This window comes from Prevotella sp. (assembly GCF_051059605.1).
In the GTDB taxonomy this organism is placed as follows: Bacteria; Bacteroidota; Bacteroidia; order Bacteroidales; family Bacteroidaceae; genus Prevotella.
Genome location: NZ_CP050883.1, coordinates 842597 through 859197, shown reverse-complemented (window position 1 = coordinate 859197; position 16601 = coordinate 842597). Strand labels below are relative to the sequence as shown.

The 16601-nt window shown below is 36.1% G+C and carries 14 protein-coding genes; 7 read left to right on the top strand and 7 right to left on the bottom strand.

What is annotated here, in order from left to right; all coding sequences use genetic code 11:
• Positions 1-59: 59 nt before the first annotated feature.
• The 5 genes from HEQ28_RS03360 to HEQ28_RS03340 all read right to left on the bottom strand — a co-directional run bounded on the left by HEQ28_RS03360 (position 60) and on the right by HEQ28_RS03340 (position 7196).
• A complete protein-coding gene (locus tag HEQ28_RS03360; RefSeq protein ID WP_434503773.1) occupies positions 60-695 on the bottom strand; it encodes a YhcH/YjgK/YiaL family protein in 636 nt (211 codons plus the stop codon).
• A 42-nt stretch (positions 696-737) separates the two neighbouring features.
• Positions 738-2084 (bottom strand): citrate/2-methylcitrate synthase, encoded by a 1347-nt coding sequence (locus tag HEQ28_RS03355; RefSeq protein WP_434503772.1) that lies wholly within the window; start codon positions 2082-2084, stop codon positions 738-740.
• 63 nt (positions 2085-2147) lie between these two features.
• Complete coding sequence (locus tag HEQ28_RS03350; protein WP_434503771.1) at positions 2148-4409, bottom strand: aconitate hydratase; 2262 nt, start codon at positions 4407-4409, stop codon at positions 2148-2150.
• 193 nt (positions 4410-4602) lie between these two features.
• Positions 4603-5898: a DNA recombination protein RmuC gene (gene rmuC, locus HEQ28_RS03345; RefSeq protein ID WP_434503770.1), complete on the bottom strand. Its 1296-nt coding sequence runs from the start codon at positions 5896-5898 to the stop codon at positions 4603-4605.
• Entirely contained in the window at positions 5895-7196 is a 1302-nt protein-coding gene (locus tag HEQ28_RS03340) for an MATE family efflux transporter (protein ID WP_434503769.1), read from the bottom strand. The genes rmuC and HEQ28_RS03340 overlap by 4 nt, the downstream gene beginning before the upstream one ends.
• A gap of 446 nt (positions 7197-7642) precedes the next feature.
• Here HEQ28_RS03340 and HEQ28_RS03335 point away from each other — a divergent pair, with 446 nt between their 5' ends.
• From HEQ28_RS03335 to HEQ28_RS03310, 6 genes are all read left to right on the top strand, one after another.
• Positions 7643-9124, top strand: a complete 1482-nt coding sequence (locus HEQ28_RS03335) for a trypsin-like peptidase domain-containing protein (RefSeq protein WP_434503768.1) — start codon at positions 7643-7645, stop codon at positions 9122-9124.
• A 167-nt stretch (positions 9125-9291) separates the two neighbouring features.
• Positions 9292-10155 carry a sigma-70 family RNA polymerase sigma factor gene (locus tag HEQ28_RS03330; protein WP_434503767.1) on the top strand — a complete coding sequence of 288 codons (864 nt, stop codon included), beginning with the start codon at positions 9292-9294 and terminating at the stop codon, positions 10153-10155.
• Between the two features lie 51 nt (positions 10156-10206).
• Entirely contained in the window at positions 10207-10791 is a 585-nt protein-coding gene (locus HEQ28_RS03325; protein WP_434503766.1) for a hypothetical protein, read from the top strand.
• Positions 10792-10816: 25 nt separating this feature from the next.
• A complete protein-coding gene (locus tag HEQ28_RS03320; protein ID WP_434503765.1) occupies positions 10817-11704 on the top strand; it encodes a hypothetical protein in 888 nt (295 codons plus the stop codon).
• The gene (locus tag HEQ28_RS03315) at positions 11677-12162 is read left to right on the top strand and encodes a S24/S26 family peptidase (protein ID WP_434503764.1); all 486 of its coding nucleotides are present in this window, start codon (positions 11677-11679) and stop codon (positions 12160-12162) included. The genes HEQ28_RS03320 and HEQ28_RS03315 overlap by 28 nt, the downstream gene beginning before the upstream one ends.
• A gap of 16 nt (positions 12163-12178) precedes the next feature.
• Complete coding sequence (locus HEQ28_RS03310; RefSeq protein ID WP_434503763.1) at positions 12179-12445, top strand: PqqD family protein; 267 nt, start codon at positions 12179-12181, stop codon at positions 12443-12445.
• A 39-nt stretch (positions 12446-12484) separates the two neighbouring features.
• On the opposite strand, the gene HEQ28_RS03305 is transcribed toward HEQ28_RS03310, so the two are convergent.
• Positions 12485-14689 carry a S9 family peptidase gene (locus HEQ28_RS03305; RefSeq protein WP_434503762.1) on the bottom strand — a complete coding sequence of 735 codons (2205 nt, stop codon included), beginning with the start codon at positions 14687-14689 and terminating at the stop codon, positions 12485-12487.
• A gap of 180 nt (positions 14690-14869) precedes the next feature.
• On the opposite strand from HEQ28_RS03305, the gene HEQ28_RS03300 reads away from it, so the two are divergent.
• Positions 14870-15790, top strand: coding sequence for a TIGR01212 family radical SAM protein (locus HEQ28_RS03300; protein WP_434503761.1), 921 nt, complete (start codon positions 14870-14872; stop codon positions 15788-15790).
• Here the strand turns inward: HEQ28_RS03300 and HEQ28_RS03295 are convergent.
• A complete protein-coding gene (locus HEQ28_RS03295; RefSeq protein ID WP_434503760.1) occupies positions 15772-16563 on the bottom strand; it encodes a DUF5715 family protein in 792 nt (263 codons plus the stop codon). The genes HEQ28_RS03300 and HEQ28_RS03295 overlap by 19 nt on opposite strands.
• Positions 16564-16601: the final 38 nt, after the last annotated feature.

Genomic DNA, 16601 nt, shown 5'->3' with positions numbered 1-16601 from the left:
CTATATGAATTAAAGAATAATATCAATTACAATTCTGTTACAACATGAATAATCATAACTTATAAAATCGCTTTTTGCTTAACGACAATCACTCTTATCTTTTGATTATTTCCAGGATTGTTTATCTTTGCGATGTGCCAATCTCTAGGAAAGAAAATAAAGAATTCATCAGGCTTACTATCATAAAAACGTGTGCGATCTGCTTTATAATTATAATGTATGACATCCTTACGAGCGTCATATTTACAATTAGGAGTACTTGTGTAATGGTCTAAAACGCCAAATCTCTCTACTCCACTTACAACATACTGAAAATCAATATGATGATAATGACTTTCACTGTTTTGTTTCTCTAAAGGTCTGTTTTCGCTGTCCTCAACACTTACAACCAAATCAGTACCCTCAATTTCATGTCTGCCGGCGGGAATAGCTAGTAAATCATGTGTAGCCAACCAACGGAACATGGCTTGCCATGCTTTAGGATTGCGCTGATACTGCTGGTAGAAATCAATAACGTTGACACTACTGTGAGGAGCCGCACCATTAAAACCTTGTCGCCACTCACCTGATTCTACCCATGTTTTTGCTTGCTTCAATAGTTCAGGGTTATTATAGTATTGCGTATAATAACCATTATGCTGACCATGCGCACATAAAGTGCACATGAGCAGCATCAATAGAATAATTTTTTTCATCGTAAATATAATGTTGTTGTCTTTATTGTTTGTTTAATTGCTTCATCGTTTGTCAATTGGCTGATATTCTTTCTGCCCTTGTATATTCTTATATGCTGGACGAATGATTCTTCTTCCATCATAATTCAATTCTTCAATGCGGTGAGCAGTCCATCCAACGATGCGCGCCATCGCAAATATAGGTGTATAAATTTCTTGTGGCAGACCAATCATCTCATAGATAAATCCACTGTAGAAATCAAGGTTTGCGCAAATAGGTTTCTTTGTCTTTCTGAAAGCTGAAACACTTTTAACACCTTCTTGTTCAAGCAAACATAAGAAATCATATTCTTCTCTACGTCCCTTCTCTATAGCTAACTCACCTGCAAGTCTCTTTAATTCAACTGCACGAGGATCACTCATTGTGTATACAGCGTGGCCGATACCGTAGATAAGTCCTGTATTGTCATACGCTTCCTTGTTAAGCATACGGTTTAGATATGTGTCTATCTCATCTGTATTTTTCCAATCCTTAATCTGCTCTTTCAAGTGATGGAACATGTTGATAACCTTGATGTTAGCACCACCATGCAATGGACCTTTCAAAGAACCAATACCAGCCGCAATACTTGAATAGGTATCTGTACGAGTTGATGACGTCACACGAACTGTGAATGTAGAGTTATTACCACCACCATGTTCTGCCTGAATAATCAACAGAAGGTCAAGCGTTCGCGCATCTAGTTCTGTATACTGATTATGCTTCAGCATAAATAAGAAATTCTCAGCAATACTAAGATTCTCCTTCGGGTAACGTATATGCAAGCTTTGTCCCTGAACGCTATGTCTGTATATATTATAAGCATAAGCTATGATTGTTGGGAATTTGGCAATAAGCTCAATGCTCTGTCGCATAAGGTTGTCACGGCTTATATCGTCAGGATTAGGGTCAAATGTATACATTTCCAACACGCATCTTGCCAATATATTCATAATATTAGATCCTTCAAGGTCAATGATATGAACTATTGTACGATGGTCAAGTGGCATATTATTATTCAGCAGTTCACGGAATGCAGCCAATTCTTCCTTATCAGGCAGTTTGCCAGAAAGTAAAAGAAAAGCTATTTCCTCAAATCCAAATCTCTTCTCTTTTAAAAGCGGAGATACCAAGTCGTCAACTTCATAACCACGATAGAAAAGTTTTCCTGGGCATGGCTGGAGTTTGCCGTCTTTATCACGGTCATACCCTACAACATTACCTATATTGGTAAGTCCTACAAGGACACCGGAACCGTCTTCGTTGCGAAGTCCTCTTTTCACGCCATATTCCTGGAAAGTTTCCTGTGGAATCTTGCACGTGTTCTTAACTGCATCAGACAGTTTGTAAATTAAATATTCCTTCTTCATAATCAATAAAGTAAAAAAAGCAAAGAGATAAAAAGTAAAATCCTTAGAATAATTACCCTAATCTTATTTGTTTAACCTTGCATAATTAAGAGCACTTCCGGCTTTAAACCATGCTATTTGCGTATCATTATAAGTATGTTCAACCTCTATCTCATCTGTTAAACCGTCATTGTGTTTCAATATCACAGTCAGATGTTTGCCTGGCGCGAAACCTGTCAAACCAGAAATAGAAATACGATCATCTTCCTGCACCTTGTCATAATCATCTTTGTTTACGAAGGTAAGCGCTAGCATACCTTGTTTTTTAAGATTTGTCTCATGTATACGTGCGAAACTCTTTGCCAATATAACCTTTACATTTAGGAAACGTGGTTCCATTGCAGCGTGTTCGCGGCTAGAGCCTTCTCCATAATTGTCTTCAGCAATCACAATAGAGTCTATGTTATTCTGCTTATAGTCTTTAGCAGCACTGGATACTTCCTTATATTCTCCGTCTAATTGGTCTTTCACACAGTTACTTTCATCATTGAAAGCATTAACTGCGCCCATAAGAAGATTATCAGATATGTTTTGCAGATGGCCACGGAATTTAAGCCATGGTCCTGCCATAGAGATATGATCGGTAGTGCATTTGCCTTTCGTCTTTATAAGTAAAAGCATATCTTTATAATCCTTACCGCTCCATTCTGCAAACGGTTCCAACTTTTGTAGTCGATCAGATTGTTCTGATATAACTATTTTAATATCACTGTTGCTTTCTGATGGTGCGATAAATCCGTTGTTCTCAACAGTGAATCCCTTTGGAGGGAATGTAAATCCAGTTGGTTCATCAAGCTTCACATAGTTTCCATCTTTATCGCAAACCATATCTGTTGCAGGATTGAAGTCCAATCTGCCAGATATTGCTATCGCCGTTGTAAGTTCAGGCCCAGCAATAAAAGCGTATGTATTTGGATTACCGTCTGCACGGCGTCGGAAGTTACGATTAAATGATGTGACAATAGCGTTCTTACGATTGTTATCATCAGTATGACGTTTCCACTGCCCAATACATGGTCCGCAAGCATTTGTCATTATCACGGCTCCGATTTTCTTCAAATCATCAAGAATTCCGTCACGTTCTGCAGTACATCTAATCTGTTCAGATCCAGGATTTATAATAAGTTGTGCCTTTACTGGAATATTTTGTTTATATGCCTGTCGGGCAACACTTGCGGCACGTGCCAAATCCTGATAGCTAGAGTTGGTGCAACTTCCTATCAAAGCCACCTCAACATCCATTGGATAGTCATTGGCTGGTCCCTTAACTTTCATCTGTGATATAGGAGTTGCTGCATCTGGAGTGAATGGACCATTAAGATGTGGCTCAACTTCATTTAGGTTGATATCAACAATCTGGTCGTAATACTTTTCTGGTGTAGCATAAACCTCATCGTCTGCACGAAGATTCGTTATATTGTTTTTCGCGAAAGTTGCAACTTCTTCACGTCCTGTATTTCTAAGATATTCGTCGGCGTTATTGTCATAAGGGAATATAGAGCATGTTGCTCCCAATTCAGCTCCCATATTACAAATAGTAGCTTTGCCTGTTGTTGAGATTGATTCAAGTCCGTCACCGAAGTATTCCAATATAGAATTGGTACCACCCTTTACAGTAAGTATGCCCAATATCTTTAAAATAACGTCTTTCGGACTAGCCCATCCTGACAATTTGCCGTGAAGTCTAACTCCAATAAACTTAGGCATCTTTAGTTCCCATGGTTGTCCCGTCAGAACATCCACAGCATCAGCACCTCCCACACCAACGGCAACCATACCCAAGCCACCAGCATTAGGAGTATGAGAGTCTGTTCCAACCATCATGCCACCAGGGAACGCATAGTTTTCTAAAACAACCTGATGAATGATGCCAGCTCCAGGACCCCAAAAACCAATATGATATTTTTTAGATACAGACTTCAAGAAATCATAAACTTCTTTATTTGTAGCTGTAGCTGAAGGTAAATCTTTCTCTACACCAACATCAGCACGGATAAGATGATCACAATGCACGGATGCCGGAACAGCAACTTTATCTTTTCCTGCATTCATAAACTGCAACAAAGCCATCTGTGCTGTCGCGTCTTGCATAGCAACTCTGTCAGGACGAAAATTCACATAATCAACACCCCTTTTAAATGGTTTAAGATCTGAATTATCATACATGTGTGCAAAAAGCACTTTCTCGGCATACGTGAGCGGGTGCTTGATTGTTTCTTTAGCTTTATCTACGCTTTCTGAATATGAAGCATAAAAGCTTCGTAACATTTCTGTATCCAGTATCATATCTTATTTTACCTTTTATGTATTAACTTGCATGCAAATATACTAAATAATTGTATAACTGTAACATTTTTGAGTGGTTATTTGTCAATTTGCAACTATTTTTTAATAAAATAGTTATTTTAGGTGTAAATAAATTGCATAAAAAGGCAAATACATGCATGATAATTCAAAAAGCAGAGCTAAATATGAATTATCATTCAAGTGAAGGGTCAGCTTCTGGGATTGGAAGGTTAGCACTTTCTTTTGCTCCCAACAACTTTAAGTCGTTTGCTTTTTGCACGATGCTCTGTCTTCCAGTATGAGCCTTTTTATTAGCTTCATCATAATCTTTGTGCAAGATCTCTATATCCTTTCCAACCTTATCAAATCGCTTAATGAATTCCCCTACTCGTTTAAGCAGTTCGTCAGCCATATCGAATACACGTTTCTGATTTTCAGACTGTGTGTACTGTCTCCATGCAATCTGTATGATCTTTAATATAGCCATGAGGTTTTGCTGACTGGTGATAAACACGTGTTTCTCAAATGCATCATGCCACAATTTAGGATCAGATGCTAAAGCCAGTTGCAAAGCTCCCTCATAAGGAATATACATAATAACAAAGTCGATGGCACATCTAGGGGCCTTCACATAAGCACTGTAATCCTTCTTTGAAAGTTGCGTGAACTGAGTGCGTATGCTCTTAACAACATCATCGGTATACTTCTTCTTTGCAATTTCGTCTTCTGCATTCATGTAATTAGCATAAGCATCAATTGTCATCTTTGAATCGATAATGACATCTTCGTTGTTTGGATAATGCAGCACAACGTCGGGGATCATTTTCTTTCCACTTTCATCATTGATAACAGCATTACCTTTTTCGTCAGTTATAGTCTGCTGCACATCATAATCTATACCGAGACGGAGTCCCTGACTGTCTAGAAGATTCATCAACGCAAGTTCTCCCCAATTTCCCTGCACCTTATTTGCACCACGCATCACATTTGTAAGTCTTGTAGCTGATTGGTTAATCTTATCAGTCTGTTCAGCCATCGTCTTTAGTTGTTCAGATAGTGATGCTGTATTCTTTGCAGTCTCATTATTCGTCTTACTAATGGCATCTTGAAGTTGAACTATATTCTGTTTCAGTGGTTTGGTAATATTGTCTATCGATTCAATATTATCAGTCTTTAGTTTAGCAGTAGTCTGTTCCAAAACTTTTGTTGCAAGATTTTGGAATTGTTCCTTGATTGTATTAAGTTGTTCGTTGAATTGTTGCTGGCGCATAGCATTCTCTTTAGAATTCTGCTCATTACGCAGTTCCAGTTCATGTTCGTATTTATCCTTTAAGGCATTCACATCATTTTCATGCAATGTCTTTTCAGCATTGAGTTGTGTTTCCAAACTTCCATAAGCAACTTTGGCCTGTGTCAGTTTACCATTTAAAAACATATAGGCAACACCACCTCCGAGTATTAATCCTACCAAAACATATAATATAATCATAATTGAACTATTTTAGATTTTACCTTATTTAATAATGTTTGTTGAATAACTCCACGCATCAATAAAAACAATATGAAGGCGATCCATAGTGCATGGTTCCCAAATCTAGACTCCAAGGAAAAATACACCGAATAGAAACATATTGTAGCTATGAATGATGAAATCAACATATATTGCGTGGCAGTAGAACCGATGTAGATGCCATCGAAAACAAATGCCATAAATCCACATATTGGTATGAGTATTGCCCAAAACATATATGGTGAAGCAGCGGCAATAACATCTTTATTATTAGTTATCAATGCCAAAAAATTATGACCACCACTTATATATAATAATGTGAATGCGATTGCCATATATAATCCCCAACGCATGAGTCGGCTTACTGTAAGACTAAATTTAGCCTTATCTTGTTCGCCGTAGGCTTTACCACATAATGCTTCGGCAGCAAATGCAAAGCCATCCATGATATATGAAAATATAGTGAAGAAGGTCATCAATAACGTGTTTACAGAAAGTATTATATCACCATGGCGCGCTCCGACTGCGATAAATGAGAGATTCACCGAAACCAAAAATAATGTTCTTATAAATATGTCACGGTTTACACTAAATATATCCATCCATTTCAGGGCTATATGTATCTTGCCGAAACCTTCAATCAGTTTAATCCGCTTCATAACAAAAAACATAGCTATAGCCCAGCCACTCCATTGTGCAATCAATGCGCCATAGGCAACACCCTCTATTTTCATTTTGAAAACCAAGACAAACAGCAGACTGAAAATTACATTGATTATATTCTGCAAAATAGCAACATACATTGGTATCTTGGTATTCTGCATTCCGATAAACCATCCATTCAAACCATATAAGGATAATACGGCAGGCGCACCCCATATACAGATATTAAAATATACAGCTGTAAGAGATATTACATCTTTAGACGGACTGATTGCCCAGATAGCCAATTCACGCAACGGATGCTGCAATATAATAAGTGCTGATCCTATAGAAACGGCTATTATCATAGAGCGCACAAGAAGTTGTCTTAAAGTTTTATTATCCCTACGGCCTAACGCCTGTGATGCCATGCCACTGTTGCCCATTCTCAAAAATCCGAACATCCAATATATTACATTGAATATCATTGTTCCAACAGAAATGGCACCGATGTATGATGCGGATCCTATATGTCCGATTATCGTGAGATCAACAAGTCCGATAAGTGGTACGGTAATATTTGATATTATCGAAGGTATTGCAAGCTTTAGTATGTTTTTATCTATAGAAATCATTAATGCAAAGATAGTGCAAGATAGACGTAATTCAAAATAAATAAAGGCTTTTTTATTATATTGTCGTTTGAATTTCATATTCACCCATATATTATGGCACATATCAATACTTATAAAAATCTTTTGAAGGAGACGTATTATAAATCTAAAAAAAAGCAATAGTGGATATCAAATATAGACATTATAAATTAACTATTGTTTTGCAACTCTTGTATTATAATTGAGAATAAGGAATTATCTATTTTGGGCTTTTAATCAATAATGTTTTAAAAAGGTCATTAATAAGTTTAAAAATTATATTTTGCACGTTTAAGAGCCGTTAAAGTGTTAAATATAAGTGTTAAAATCGAATAAAGAATTAAACAAAAATACTTCTTTTACGATTATTGCTTATATATTTGCAAGCAATTGATAATTGAAAGTATAAACTAGAATAATATTAGATTATGAAAAATTACGGTAATCGTGTTTATGTCACCGCGTGCATAATTGCACTTGGTCTCTCAGCGGGTACATTTGTAAGTGCAAATGCTGCACCTGCTATTATGAATGCTGCTCCGGCTCAGCCTGTAGATTTGACTTATGCAGCCGAGAAAGCTGTTCCTGCCGTTGTGCATATTAAATATGTACAGAATTCAAAAGTGCAAACTGTTGATGCAGGAGAAAGCGATCCTTTTGATTTCTTCGATCCATTTGGCTTCTTCGGTAACCCAAATCAAAATAATGGTGGCAGCCAGAAGCGTCAGATGCAGACTCCAAAAAGAGAAGCTACTGGTAGTGGTGTTATTATAAGTGAAGACGGATATATCGTAACAAACAATCATGTTGTTAATGGTGCTGATGAACTTACCGTTACATTGAACGATAACAGAGAGTTTTCTGCAAGAATTGTTGGTACAGATCCTAATACAGACTTGGCACTTATAAAAGTTAATGCAAAGAATCTCCCTACTCTTCCTATTGGTGATAGTGACAACCTCAAGGTAGGCGAATGGGTTCTAGCTGTAGGAAACCCATATAATCTTAGTTCTACTGTGACTGCAGGAATTGTAAGTGCAAAAGCCCGTTCTATTGGCGGCGGAGGTGGCGAAGGCCCTTCTATCTCAAGTTTCATACAGACTGATGCAGCCATCAATCCTGGAAACTCTGGAGGTGCGTTGGTAAATACACGTGGTGAACTTGTTGGTATCAATGCAATGCTGTATTCACAGACTGGTTCTTACAGTGGTTATGGTTTTGCAATTCCAACAACAATTATGAATAAAATCGTTGGTGACTTGAAACAATATGGCACTGTTCAACGCGCCGTACTCGGTATTCAGGGTGGCGATGTACTTAATTACATCAATAGCCAAAAAGACGATCACAAAGATGTTGACCTCGGCACAAATGAAGGTGTATACGTAGCAGACGTTGTTGAAGGTAGTTCTGCAGCTGCAGCAGGTATAGTAAAGGGAGATGTTATTATCAATGCTGACGGTAAGAAGATAACAAAAATGTCGGAACTTCAGGAGCTATTGTCAAAGAAGCGTCCTGGTGATGAGGTAAACATTGTTTATCTTCACAATAAAAACAAAAAGTCAAAGACCATACAGCTAAAGAATGCACAAGGTAACACTAAGGTTGTTAAGACTGCAGACCTAGATGTATTAGGGGCTAGCTACCGTCCTATTAGCGAACAGCAAAAGAAGGATTTGGATATTAGTTTCGGTCTTGAAGTAACTAAAGTTAGCAAAGGTTCTATTAAAGATGGCGGCATAGGTGAAGGATTCATTATGCAATATGCTAATGACACACCTTTAAAGAGCATCAGTGACCTTCAGGATTTAGTAAAGAGTACTTCTACAAGTAAGGATCCTGTTTTAATTATTAAGGGTGTTTGGCCGACAGGAAAACGTGACTATAAAGTGGTAAAACTTTCAGAATAATAGTGAACAATATAATTTTACATGGTGGGCAGAGATGTCCACCATGTTTTTTATGTATGTGTTTGTCTTTCAATTTGTTGGCATTCAATATAAAAAAACGACAAAATATTTGCATAAGAAATATAAAAACCGTATTTTTGCCACGCACATAATAAATTTAACGCTTAATGAGACAACTGAAAATCACAAAATCAATAACTAATCGAGAAAGTGCATCGCTCGATAAATACTTACAGGAAATAGGTCATGAAGATTTGATTTCTGTTGAGGAAGAAGTTGAACTTGCGCAACGTATTAAAAGAGGTGACCACATTGCTCTAGAGAAACTTACGAAAGCTAATCTAAGATTTGTGGTTTCTGTTGCAAAACAATATCAAAATCAGGGACTTAGTCTGCCAGATTTGATTAACGAAGGAAATTTGGGATTGATAAAAGCTGCAGAGAAATTTGACGAGACTAGAGGGTTCAAATTTATATCCTATGCGGTGTGGTGGATTAGGCAAAGTATTTTACAGGCTATAGCTGAACAAAGCAGAATCGTTAGATTGCCGTTGAATCAAGTTGGGTCTGTAAATAAGATAAATCGGATGCTGAACAAATTTGAACAAGAAAATGAACGTTATCCGAGTATCGAGGAGATTGCTGACAAAATAGATTTACCAGAAGACAAAATAGCAGATGCTATGAAGGTCAATGGTAGACATGTGTCTGTAGACGCACCTTTTATTGATGGAGAAGATAATAGTCTTTTAGATGTGCTTCCAAACAATGATGCTACAATGGCTGACAATCAGCTTGTGCAGGAGTCTTTGCGCGACGAGATATCAAGGGCTTTGAAAACTCTCAATGAGAGAGAGCGTAGCATTGTAGAAGCATTTTTCGGTATTAATCAGTCAGAAATGACATTGGAAGAGATTGGTGACAAATATGGTCTTACTCGTGAACGCGTCAGACAAATAAAGGAAAAAGCCATACGCCGTCTTCGCCATAATACAAAAAATAAATATCTAAAGTCTTATCTTGGACAATAATACAATTAACAATACGTTATAACTGAATATAGAATAATAAATCAAAGGTAAATGAGATTGAGGAGATTAATAATTGCGGCTTTGGCATCTGTAGCCATGCAGCCTGTTTTCGCGGGAAATATAAACAAAGTTTATATGTATGGATTTGGTGCATCATTCAATGATTCCACAGTATATTTCACTGATATTCAAGAAGTTGATTCTGCTTGGATAGAAAAGACAGGATTCTTGTATAGTCGTGACAACTATTCATATCAACTTCGCGATTATCTTGCGAAATTGCATATGGAGCATGCTACATGTGTAACTACATGGAGTAAAGATCGTAAAGATTTGGAAAAGAAGTTGCTATATATGAAAAAGAAGTATTCATTTACGAATACCAAGAAAAAGAGCAAATTTCATTATTTGATAAAAGATATATCTAATAGTGAATTCCAATTCAAGGGTATTTTCCCTGATGATGAAACTGCAAAGAAGATTGAGAAAAATGCCATCGAGGCTAAGAAAAATAACAAAAAGCACGAACGCATGGCGCCTAAAGGAGAAAAACCTAATCAAAGAGAAGGTGGAATGATGGGCGGTCATAGAAATGGCGGTATGATGGGTGGTCAAGGAAATGGTCCTATGAACTAATATAAACTATAAAATATATAGTTTTATGAATTCATATTATAGGATCGCTGACCATATAATAAACATCAACAATGATGGCAATGAACTTAATATTTTAAGTTTATTGCCATCATTTATTCCATTCAAATGCGAGAAGCCGGTAAACGAAGAACTATTATTTAAACTTACCATTGATGAGTCTATTACACTTATTGAAGGTGATAGAGTTCATAGAATAAGGGCTTTTGATACAGGGAATGGGGATACGGTTGTTGACCTACTTGATGATGGTGGATATCAGTTTGTTATCAAGAATATCAAGGATAATGACTGCGTACTTTTGATCACGAACAAAGATTTTTCTGATTGCAAATGCAGACTTTATGGCACACGCACGATGCAAAGTTTTGGGTTAAACAATGCCCTAATGCTTATTATGGCTTTTGCGGGAAGCTCTAAAGACACCATTCTTGTGCATGCTTCATTGGTTAGACACAACGGCTATGGCTATGCTTTCATAGCAAAAAGTGGTACGGGTAAAAGTACTCAGGTCAGTTTATGGTTGAGATATATACCAAATTGTGACCTTATGAATGATGATAATCCTGTGATAAGGTTAATAGATGGTAGCCCATATATATATGGTAGCCCGTGGAGCGGTAAGACTCCATGTTACAGAGATGTAAAAGCGCCACTCGGAGCCATCACACGTATTGACAGAGCTAAATCAAACAGTGTAGAGAGATTATCACCTGTACAGTCGTTTGCCTCAGTATTACCATCATGCTCATCAATGAAATGGGATAAAGAAATATTTAATAATATATGCAATGTAGTAACTAAGATAATTGAAAAAGTATCTATTTACACTTTACATTGTACACCAGAGAAGGAAGCTGCAGAAATATGTCAAAAGACGATATCGAAACAATAAAAAAAACTTTTAGCAATGCATTGCTATTGCCTGAAATTGCTAATATCCTTAAAGAAGGACATACTGTAACCCTAACACTTAGAGGCTATAGTATGCGTCCTTTTTTGGAAGATAACCGTGATAAGGCTTTATTGAAAAAGACTGACTGTATAAAAGTTGGTGATGCTGTTCTTGCCGAAATATTGCCACACAAATTTGTGTTACATAGAATTGTAAAAATAAACAATGACGCAATAACACTCAGAGGTGATGGTAATCTTAGTGACGAGCATTGCCTTAGAAGCGATATATTAGGAAAAGCTATTGGATTTTACAGAAAAGGACATGACAGAGTTGATAGTACTGACGGAATGAAATGGAAAGTGTATTCGTTCATTTGGATGAGCTTATATCCTATCAGACGTTACTTGTTGGCTTTTTATAGGAGAATTTGGATAAAATTATTCGGAATAGTATAACAATATAATAAAAGAAATGAAGACAAAAAGAGGATTTAATCTTCGCCAGATATGTGGTGAAAATGTAATTATCGCCGAAGGTGAAGAAAATATAGATTTCAGCAATATCATTAGTATGAATGAAAGTTCAGCCTATCTTTGGAAAAATATTCAGGACAAAGATTTCTCTGAAGATGAACTTGTTAAATTGTTAACAGAAGAATATGAAGTAGATGAGATTACAGCTAAATCAGACGTTAACAGTTTAGTTAAGTCTTGGCTAAATGCTGGAATAATAGAATAAAAAAACAATGGGCAGGAAACTTAATTCCTGCCCATTTTATTATTTAAGATGTTCTGTAAACCAAGTTGTTATTTGTCTTAACAAATGATTTCGGGTGTTACCACCACTTATACCATGATTCCTATTCGTATAGAAATTCTCTTTAAAGTCTTTGTCTGCTTGAACTAATGCTTCAGAATATTCTATGGTGTTTTGTGGATGAACATTGTCATCTGCAAGACCGTGGCATATAAGTAATGCACCATGAAGATTATTTGCACGTTCTATTGGATTTGTTGCATATCCATGTGCGTTTTCCTTTGGTGTTCTCATATAGCGCTCGGTATATATTGTGTCATAGAAATGCCAGTTTGTTGGTGGGGCTACAGCAACACCCGCTGCAAATACAGGAGTTCCCTCACTCATTGACATCAATGTATTAAATCCTCCAAAGCTCCATCCCCAGATGCCAATCTTGTTTTTATCAACATATTCTTGTTTGCCCAACCATAGTGCTGTTTCAACTTGATCTTTAGATTCCAATTCACCCATTTTAAGATACGTGCATTTTTCAAAATCAGAACCTCTGCCGCCAGTACCGCGACCATCAACACATACAATAATAAATCCTTGTTGTGCTAAATACTGGTCAAATGCACCGCCATTTCCCATAGAACCTGCACTCCATGAATTTAAAACCTGTTGGCTTCCAGGACCACTATATTGGAACATGATTACAGGATACCTTTTGCTCTTATCAAAGTTAGCTGGTTTAACCATCCAACCGTCAAGTTTTACACCTTCTGATGTAGTAAATGAGAACTCTTCACGTGGTGTGAAACCATATTCCTTTATCTTTTCTTTTAGTTCATTGTTGGTAACAGGAGTTGATATGATTTTTCCATCATTATTTCTAATAGTGAAAACGTAAGGATTATTATAATCACCCCATGTATTTAAGAAATATTTATAATCACCAGAGAATATAGCAGAGTTGTATCCAGCTGCATTTGTCAGTCTTTCGATATTTCCGTTCTTTTTTGAAATATATATCTGTCTATCGTGTGCGTTAAGGGCCGCTGCCTGATAATAAACATCTCCTGATGCTTCGTCAAATCCATAAACGCTAGTTACATCATAATTCCCGTTACTAATTTTGCGTAACAAACTGCCATTCATACTATATTGGTATAGGTGCATGTAACCATCGCGATCACTTGGGAAAATAATAGAATTCTTACCTATGATAATATCTTCCATCGCTTCTTCCTTGACATACTTATCAGTCTTTTCTTTTATCAAAAGCTGTGATGTCGTAGTACGTGGATTTACACTATATAGATTGAGTTCATCTTGATAACGATTCATTGTGAAAACAATAATCTTCTCAGCTTCACTTGTTGGCTTTATTCTTGGTACATATCCGTCTGAATTTAAAGGAACTTGAAGTTTATTCGTTTTATGACTACCTATATTATAACTCCAAACAGATACGATAGAATTATCTTCTCCTGCTTTTGGGTATTTATATGAATATATACTAGGATAAACAGAGTTGCCATCAATGCTTGGAGCTTCTCCTTTATAATATTCCAATGGATATTGTTTTACTCCACTTTCATCATATTTCACCCAACATATCATCTTGCTATCAGCAGTGAAGCATAAAGATTTATTTGTAGAAAACTCCTCTTCGTTTACCCAATCAGGTACACCGTTGATTATTTCGTTGAATTTTCCATCCTTAGTAATCTGACTTTCTGAGTTTCCATATAACAGTTTTACAAGGAAAATATTATTGTCTCTTACAAATGCTATCTGTTGTCCGTCTGGTGACCAAGTAGGAATTTGTTGTGGACCTCCGTCAGAAAGTTTCTCAAGTTTGCGACTTGCCACATTATATATATAATATACAGCCGTAAAAGAACGTCTGTAAATTTTACGAGTATCTGTCTGAATAAGTAGATATTTAGAATCCGGTGATAATATATATCCGTCAAAGTCTTTGATTTTATCGCCCTGAGTATTATCCACATCAAACATAACTCCTGTTTGCTTTCCGCTTTTGAAAGAGTAAGTAAGAATTTGCTTCTTATTTTCGCTAATATTAGCATATTGATCTGTTCCTGGAAGTGGATTTACGCCTGTAACATACTGCGGTGAAAAGGTGTTTCCTGTAACATCTTTCAGTGTTATTATCTTATTGGCATTCATTTGGGATGACGCAAAAATTAAAGATATACACATTACAAAAAATTTCTTCATAAGATGAAAATTAAGTGTTTAAAATTTGAATACAAAATTAATGAAAAAATATCTATTATAAGCTAGCAATGATAAAAAACAAAACAAATAATTTATAATATTCGTATTTTTGTTACTAAATAACAGCAAAATAAAGTAAAAGTAATAATTCGTGGACATTTTTTTTCATACCTTTGCAACATGAATGGATATTATAATGATTTTTCTACTTGGATAAAAACTGTATTACCTTATAAGGTGCAAAAGATAAGTATTGATGCAGGATTTTCATGTCCAAACAGAGATGGCAGAATCAGCTACGGAGGATGTGTGTTTTGCGATAACAAAACATTTAATCCATCGTATTGTAATCCTGAAAAATCTATATCTCAACAGATTGAAGAAGGCAAAGAGTTCTTTAGGAGCAAGTATCCTGACATGAAATACTTAGCATATTTTCAAGCTTTTACAAATACTTATGCGCCACTTGACGAGTTAAAGAAAATGTATCTTGAAGCTTTGGAAACAGAAGACGTTGTGGGAATAGTAATTGGTACTCGTCCAGACTGCGTTAGCGATGAGTTGCTTGATTTTCTTAAAGAACTAAAAGAATGCACTTTCGTTATAATTGAATATGGTATTGAGAGCGCTAACGACAAAACACTGAAAGATATAAACAGAGGGCATGACTTTGAGTGTAGCCGCAAAGCAATACAGAAAACACATGAACGCGGAATTTTATGCTGTGCCCATGTAATATTAGGCTTGCCTGGTGAAGATGCTGAAGAATGCTTGAAGCAAGCCAAAACAATTTCACAACTTCCAATAGATATTCTTAAAATTCATCAGCTGCAAGTAATAAAAGGAACCAAACTAGCCACGCAATATGCAGAAAAGCAGTTTGGTGTTTACAGCGTTGATGAATATATACAATTATTAGCAGAATATATTCGTAATCTCAATCCAAATATAGTGTTGGAGCGCTTTGTTAGTCAGTCACCAGCAGATATGCTTATAGCACCAAAATGGGGTCTGAAAAATTATGAATTTACAAACCTTTTTATGAATTATCTAAAGGATAAAAACATCAAGCAAGGAGATTCCTATTTAACCGTTAAATGAAAACATCCTTGATGAACTTCATATTTGATGTGACAGCGATTTTGTTTACGCATATCATTGAGGACTTCACTTAAAACCCACTTCAAGGTATCGTTTGTTACTTTACGTCTATTCTCACCAGGAGCTTCTACAGTTTTATATCTGTTGTAACATACGTCTACGGTGGTTCCATAAAGGTGACAACTATTTTGTGTAGCGTTACCATTATGACTTCTTAATTTTTGAACATCCGACTTTGAACGCATGGCACTAGTAATAATAATTTTATGCAATGGAATTCTTTTAACTTGCAGTGAATCAAAGAAGTTACGTCCAATGTCTTGAAGTAAAACTGCAGCACGTGGTACAAGGTATGGAATACTCGATTTTAAGTTGTCAACATAAAAATATGGATTGCTGCCAATATATACAAGTTCACTAATTCGTTGTCCAGCTTCGTTACGATTCTGAACAGGATTTACTCCATATTTCCTTGCAGAAATCAATTGAACGTCATTCTGATCAGGGAAAGCTACACCAAAATTAGGAACGCTATATATTTTATTTTTCACTAACGAGCCATCTTTTTTAAAGAATTTAGAAGCTACAGGTATGTTTTGTGAAAACTTATCTGTATTTTCAATAGATTTTATGGGCGTTTTATTGCATGAACTATCAGACTTTGATATACTAATATGCGTTTTTACAATATTCGGAAACGAGCATCTAATTATGCCAAGTAGCACAACAATAATACCAAAACCCTGTAAAAATCTATTCTTTGATATCTTCATGATTCTATAAACTTCATTTTTAGTCATGCAAAGATATA

Bases quoted from the DNA above. Each gene is read 5' to 3' on its own strand.
- HEQ28_RS03295 (WP_434503760.1), bottom strand. From the start codon at position 16,563: ATGAAGATATCAAAGAATAGATTTTTACAGGGTTTTGGTATTATTGTT.
- HEQ28_RS03330 (WP_434503767.1), top strand. From the start codon at position 9,292: ATGAGACAACTGAAAATCACAAAATCAATAACTAATCGAGAAAGTGCA.
- HEQ28_RS03315 (WP_434503764.1), top strand. From the start codon at position 11,677: ATGTCAAAAGACGATATCGAAACAATAAAAAAAACTTTTAGCAATGCA.
- HEQ28_RS03320 (WP_434503765.1), top strand. From the start codon at position 10,817: ATGAATTCATATTATAGGATCGCTGACCATATAATAAACATCAACAAT.
- HEQ28_RS03360 (WP_434503773.1), bottom strand. From the start codon at position 695: ATGAAAAAAATTATTCTATTGATGCTGCTCATGTGCACTTTATGTGCG.
- HEQ28_RS03300 (WP_434503761.1), top strand. From the start codon at position 14,870: ATGAATGGATATTATAATGATTTTTCTACTTGGATAAAAACTGTATTA.
- HEQ28_RS03350 (WP_434503771.1), bottom strand. From the start codon at position 4,409: ATGATACTGGATACAGAAATGTTACGAAGCTTTTATGCTTCATATTCA.
- HEQ28_RS03335 (WP_434503768.1), top strand. From the start codon at position 7,643: ATGAAAAATTACGGTAATCGTGTTTATGTCACCGCGTGCATAATTGCA.
- HEQ28_RS03310 (WP_434503763.1), top strand. From the start codon at position 12,179: ATGAAGACAAAAAGAGGATTTAATCTTCGCCAGATATGTGGTGAAAAT.
- HEQ28_RS03340 (WP_434503769.1), bottom strand. From the start codon at position 7,196: ATGATTTCTATAGATAAAAACATACTAAAGCTTGCAATACCTTCGATA.
- HEQ28_RS03305 (WP_434503762.1), bottom strand. From the start codon at position 14,689: ATGAAGAAATTTTTTGTAATGTGTATATCTTTAATTTTTGCGTCATCC.
- rmuC (WP_434503770.1), bottom strand. From the start codon at position 5,898: ATGATTATATTATATGTTTTGGTAGGATTAATACTCGGAGGTGGTGTT.
- HEQ28_RS03355 (WP_434503772.1), bottom strand. From the start codon at position 2,084: ATGAAGAAGGAATATTTAATTTACAAACTGTCTGATGCAGTTAAGAAC.
- HEQ28_RS03325 (WP_434503766.1), top strand. From the start codon at position 10,207: ATGAGATTGAGGAGATTAATAATTGCGGCTTTGGCATCTGTAGCCATG.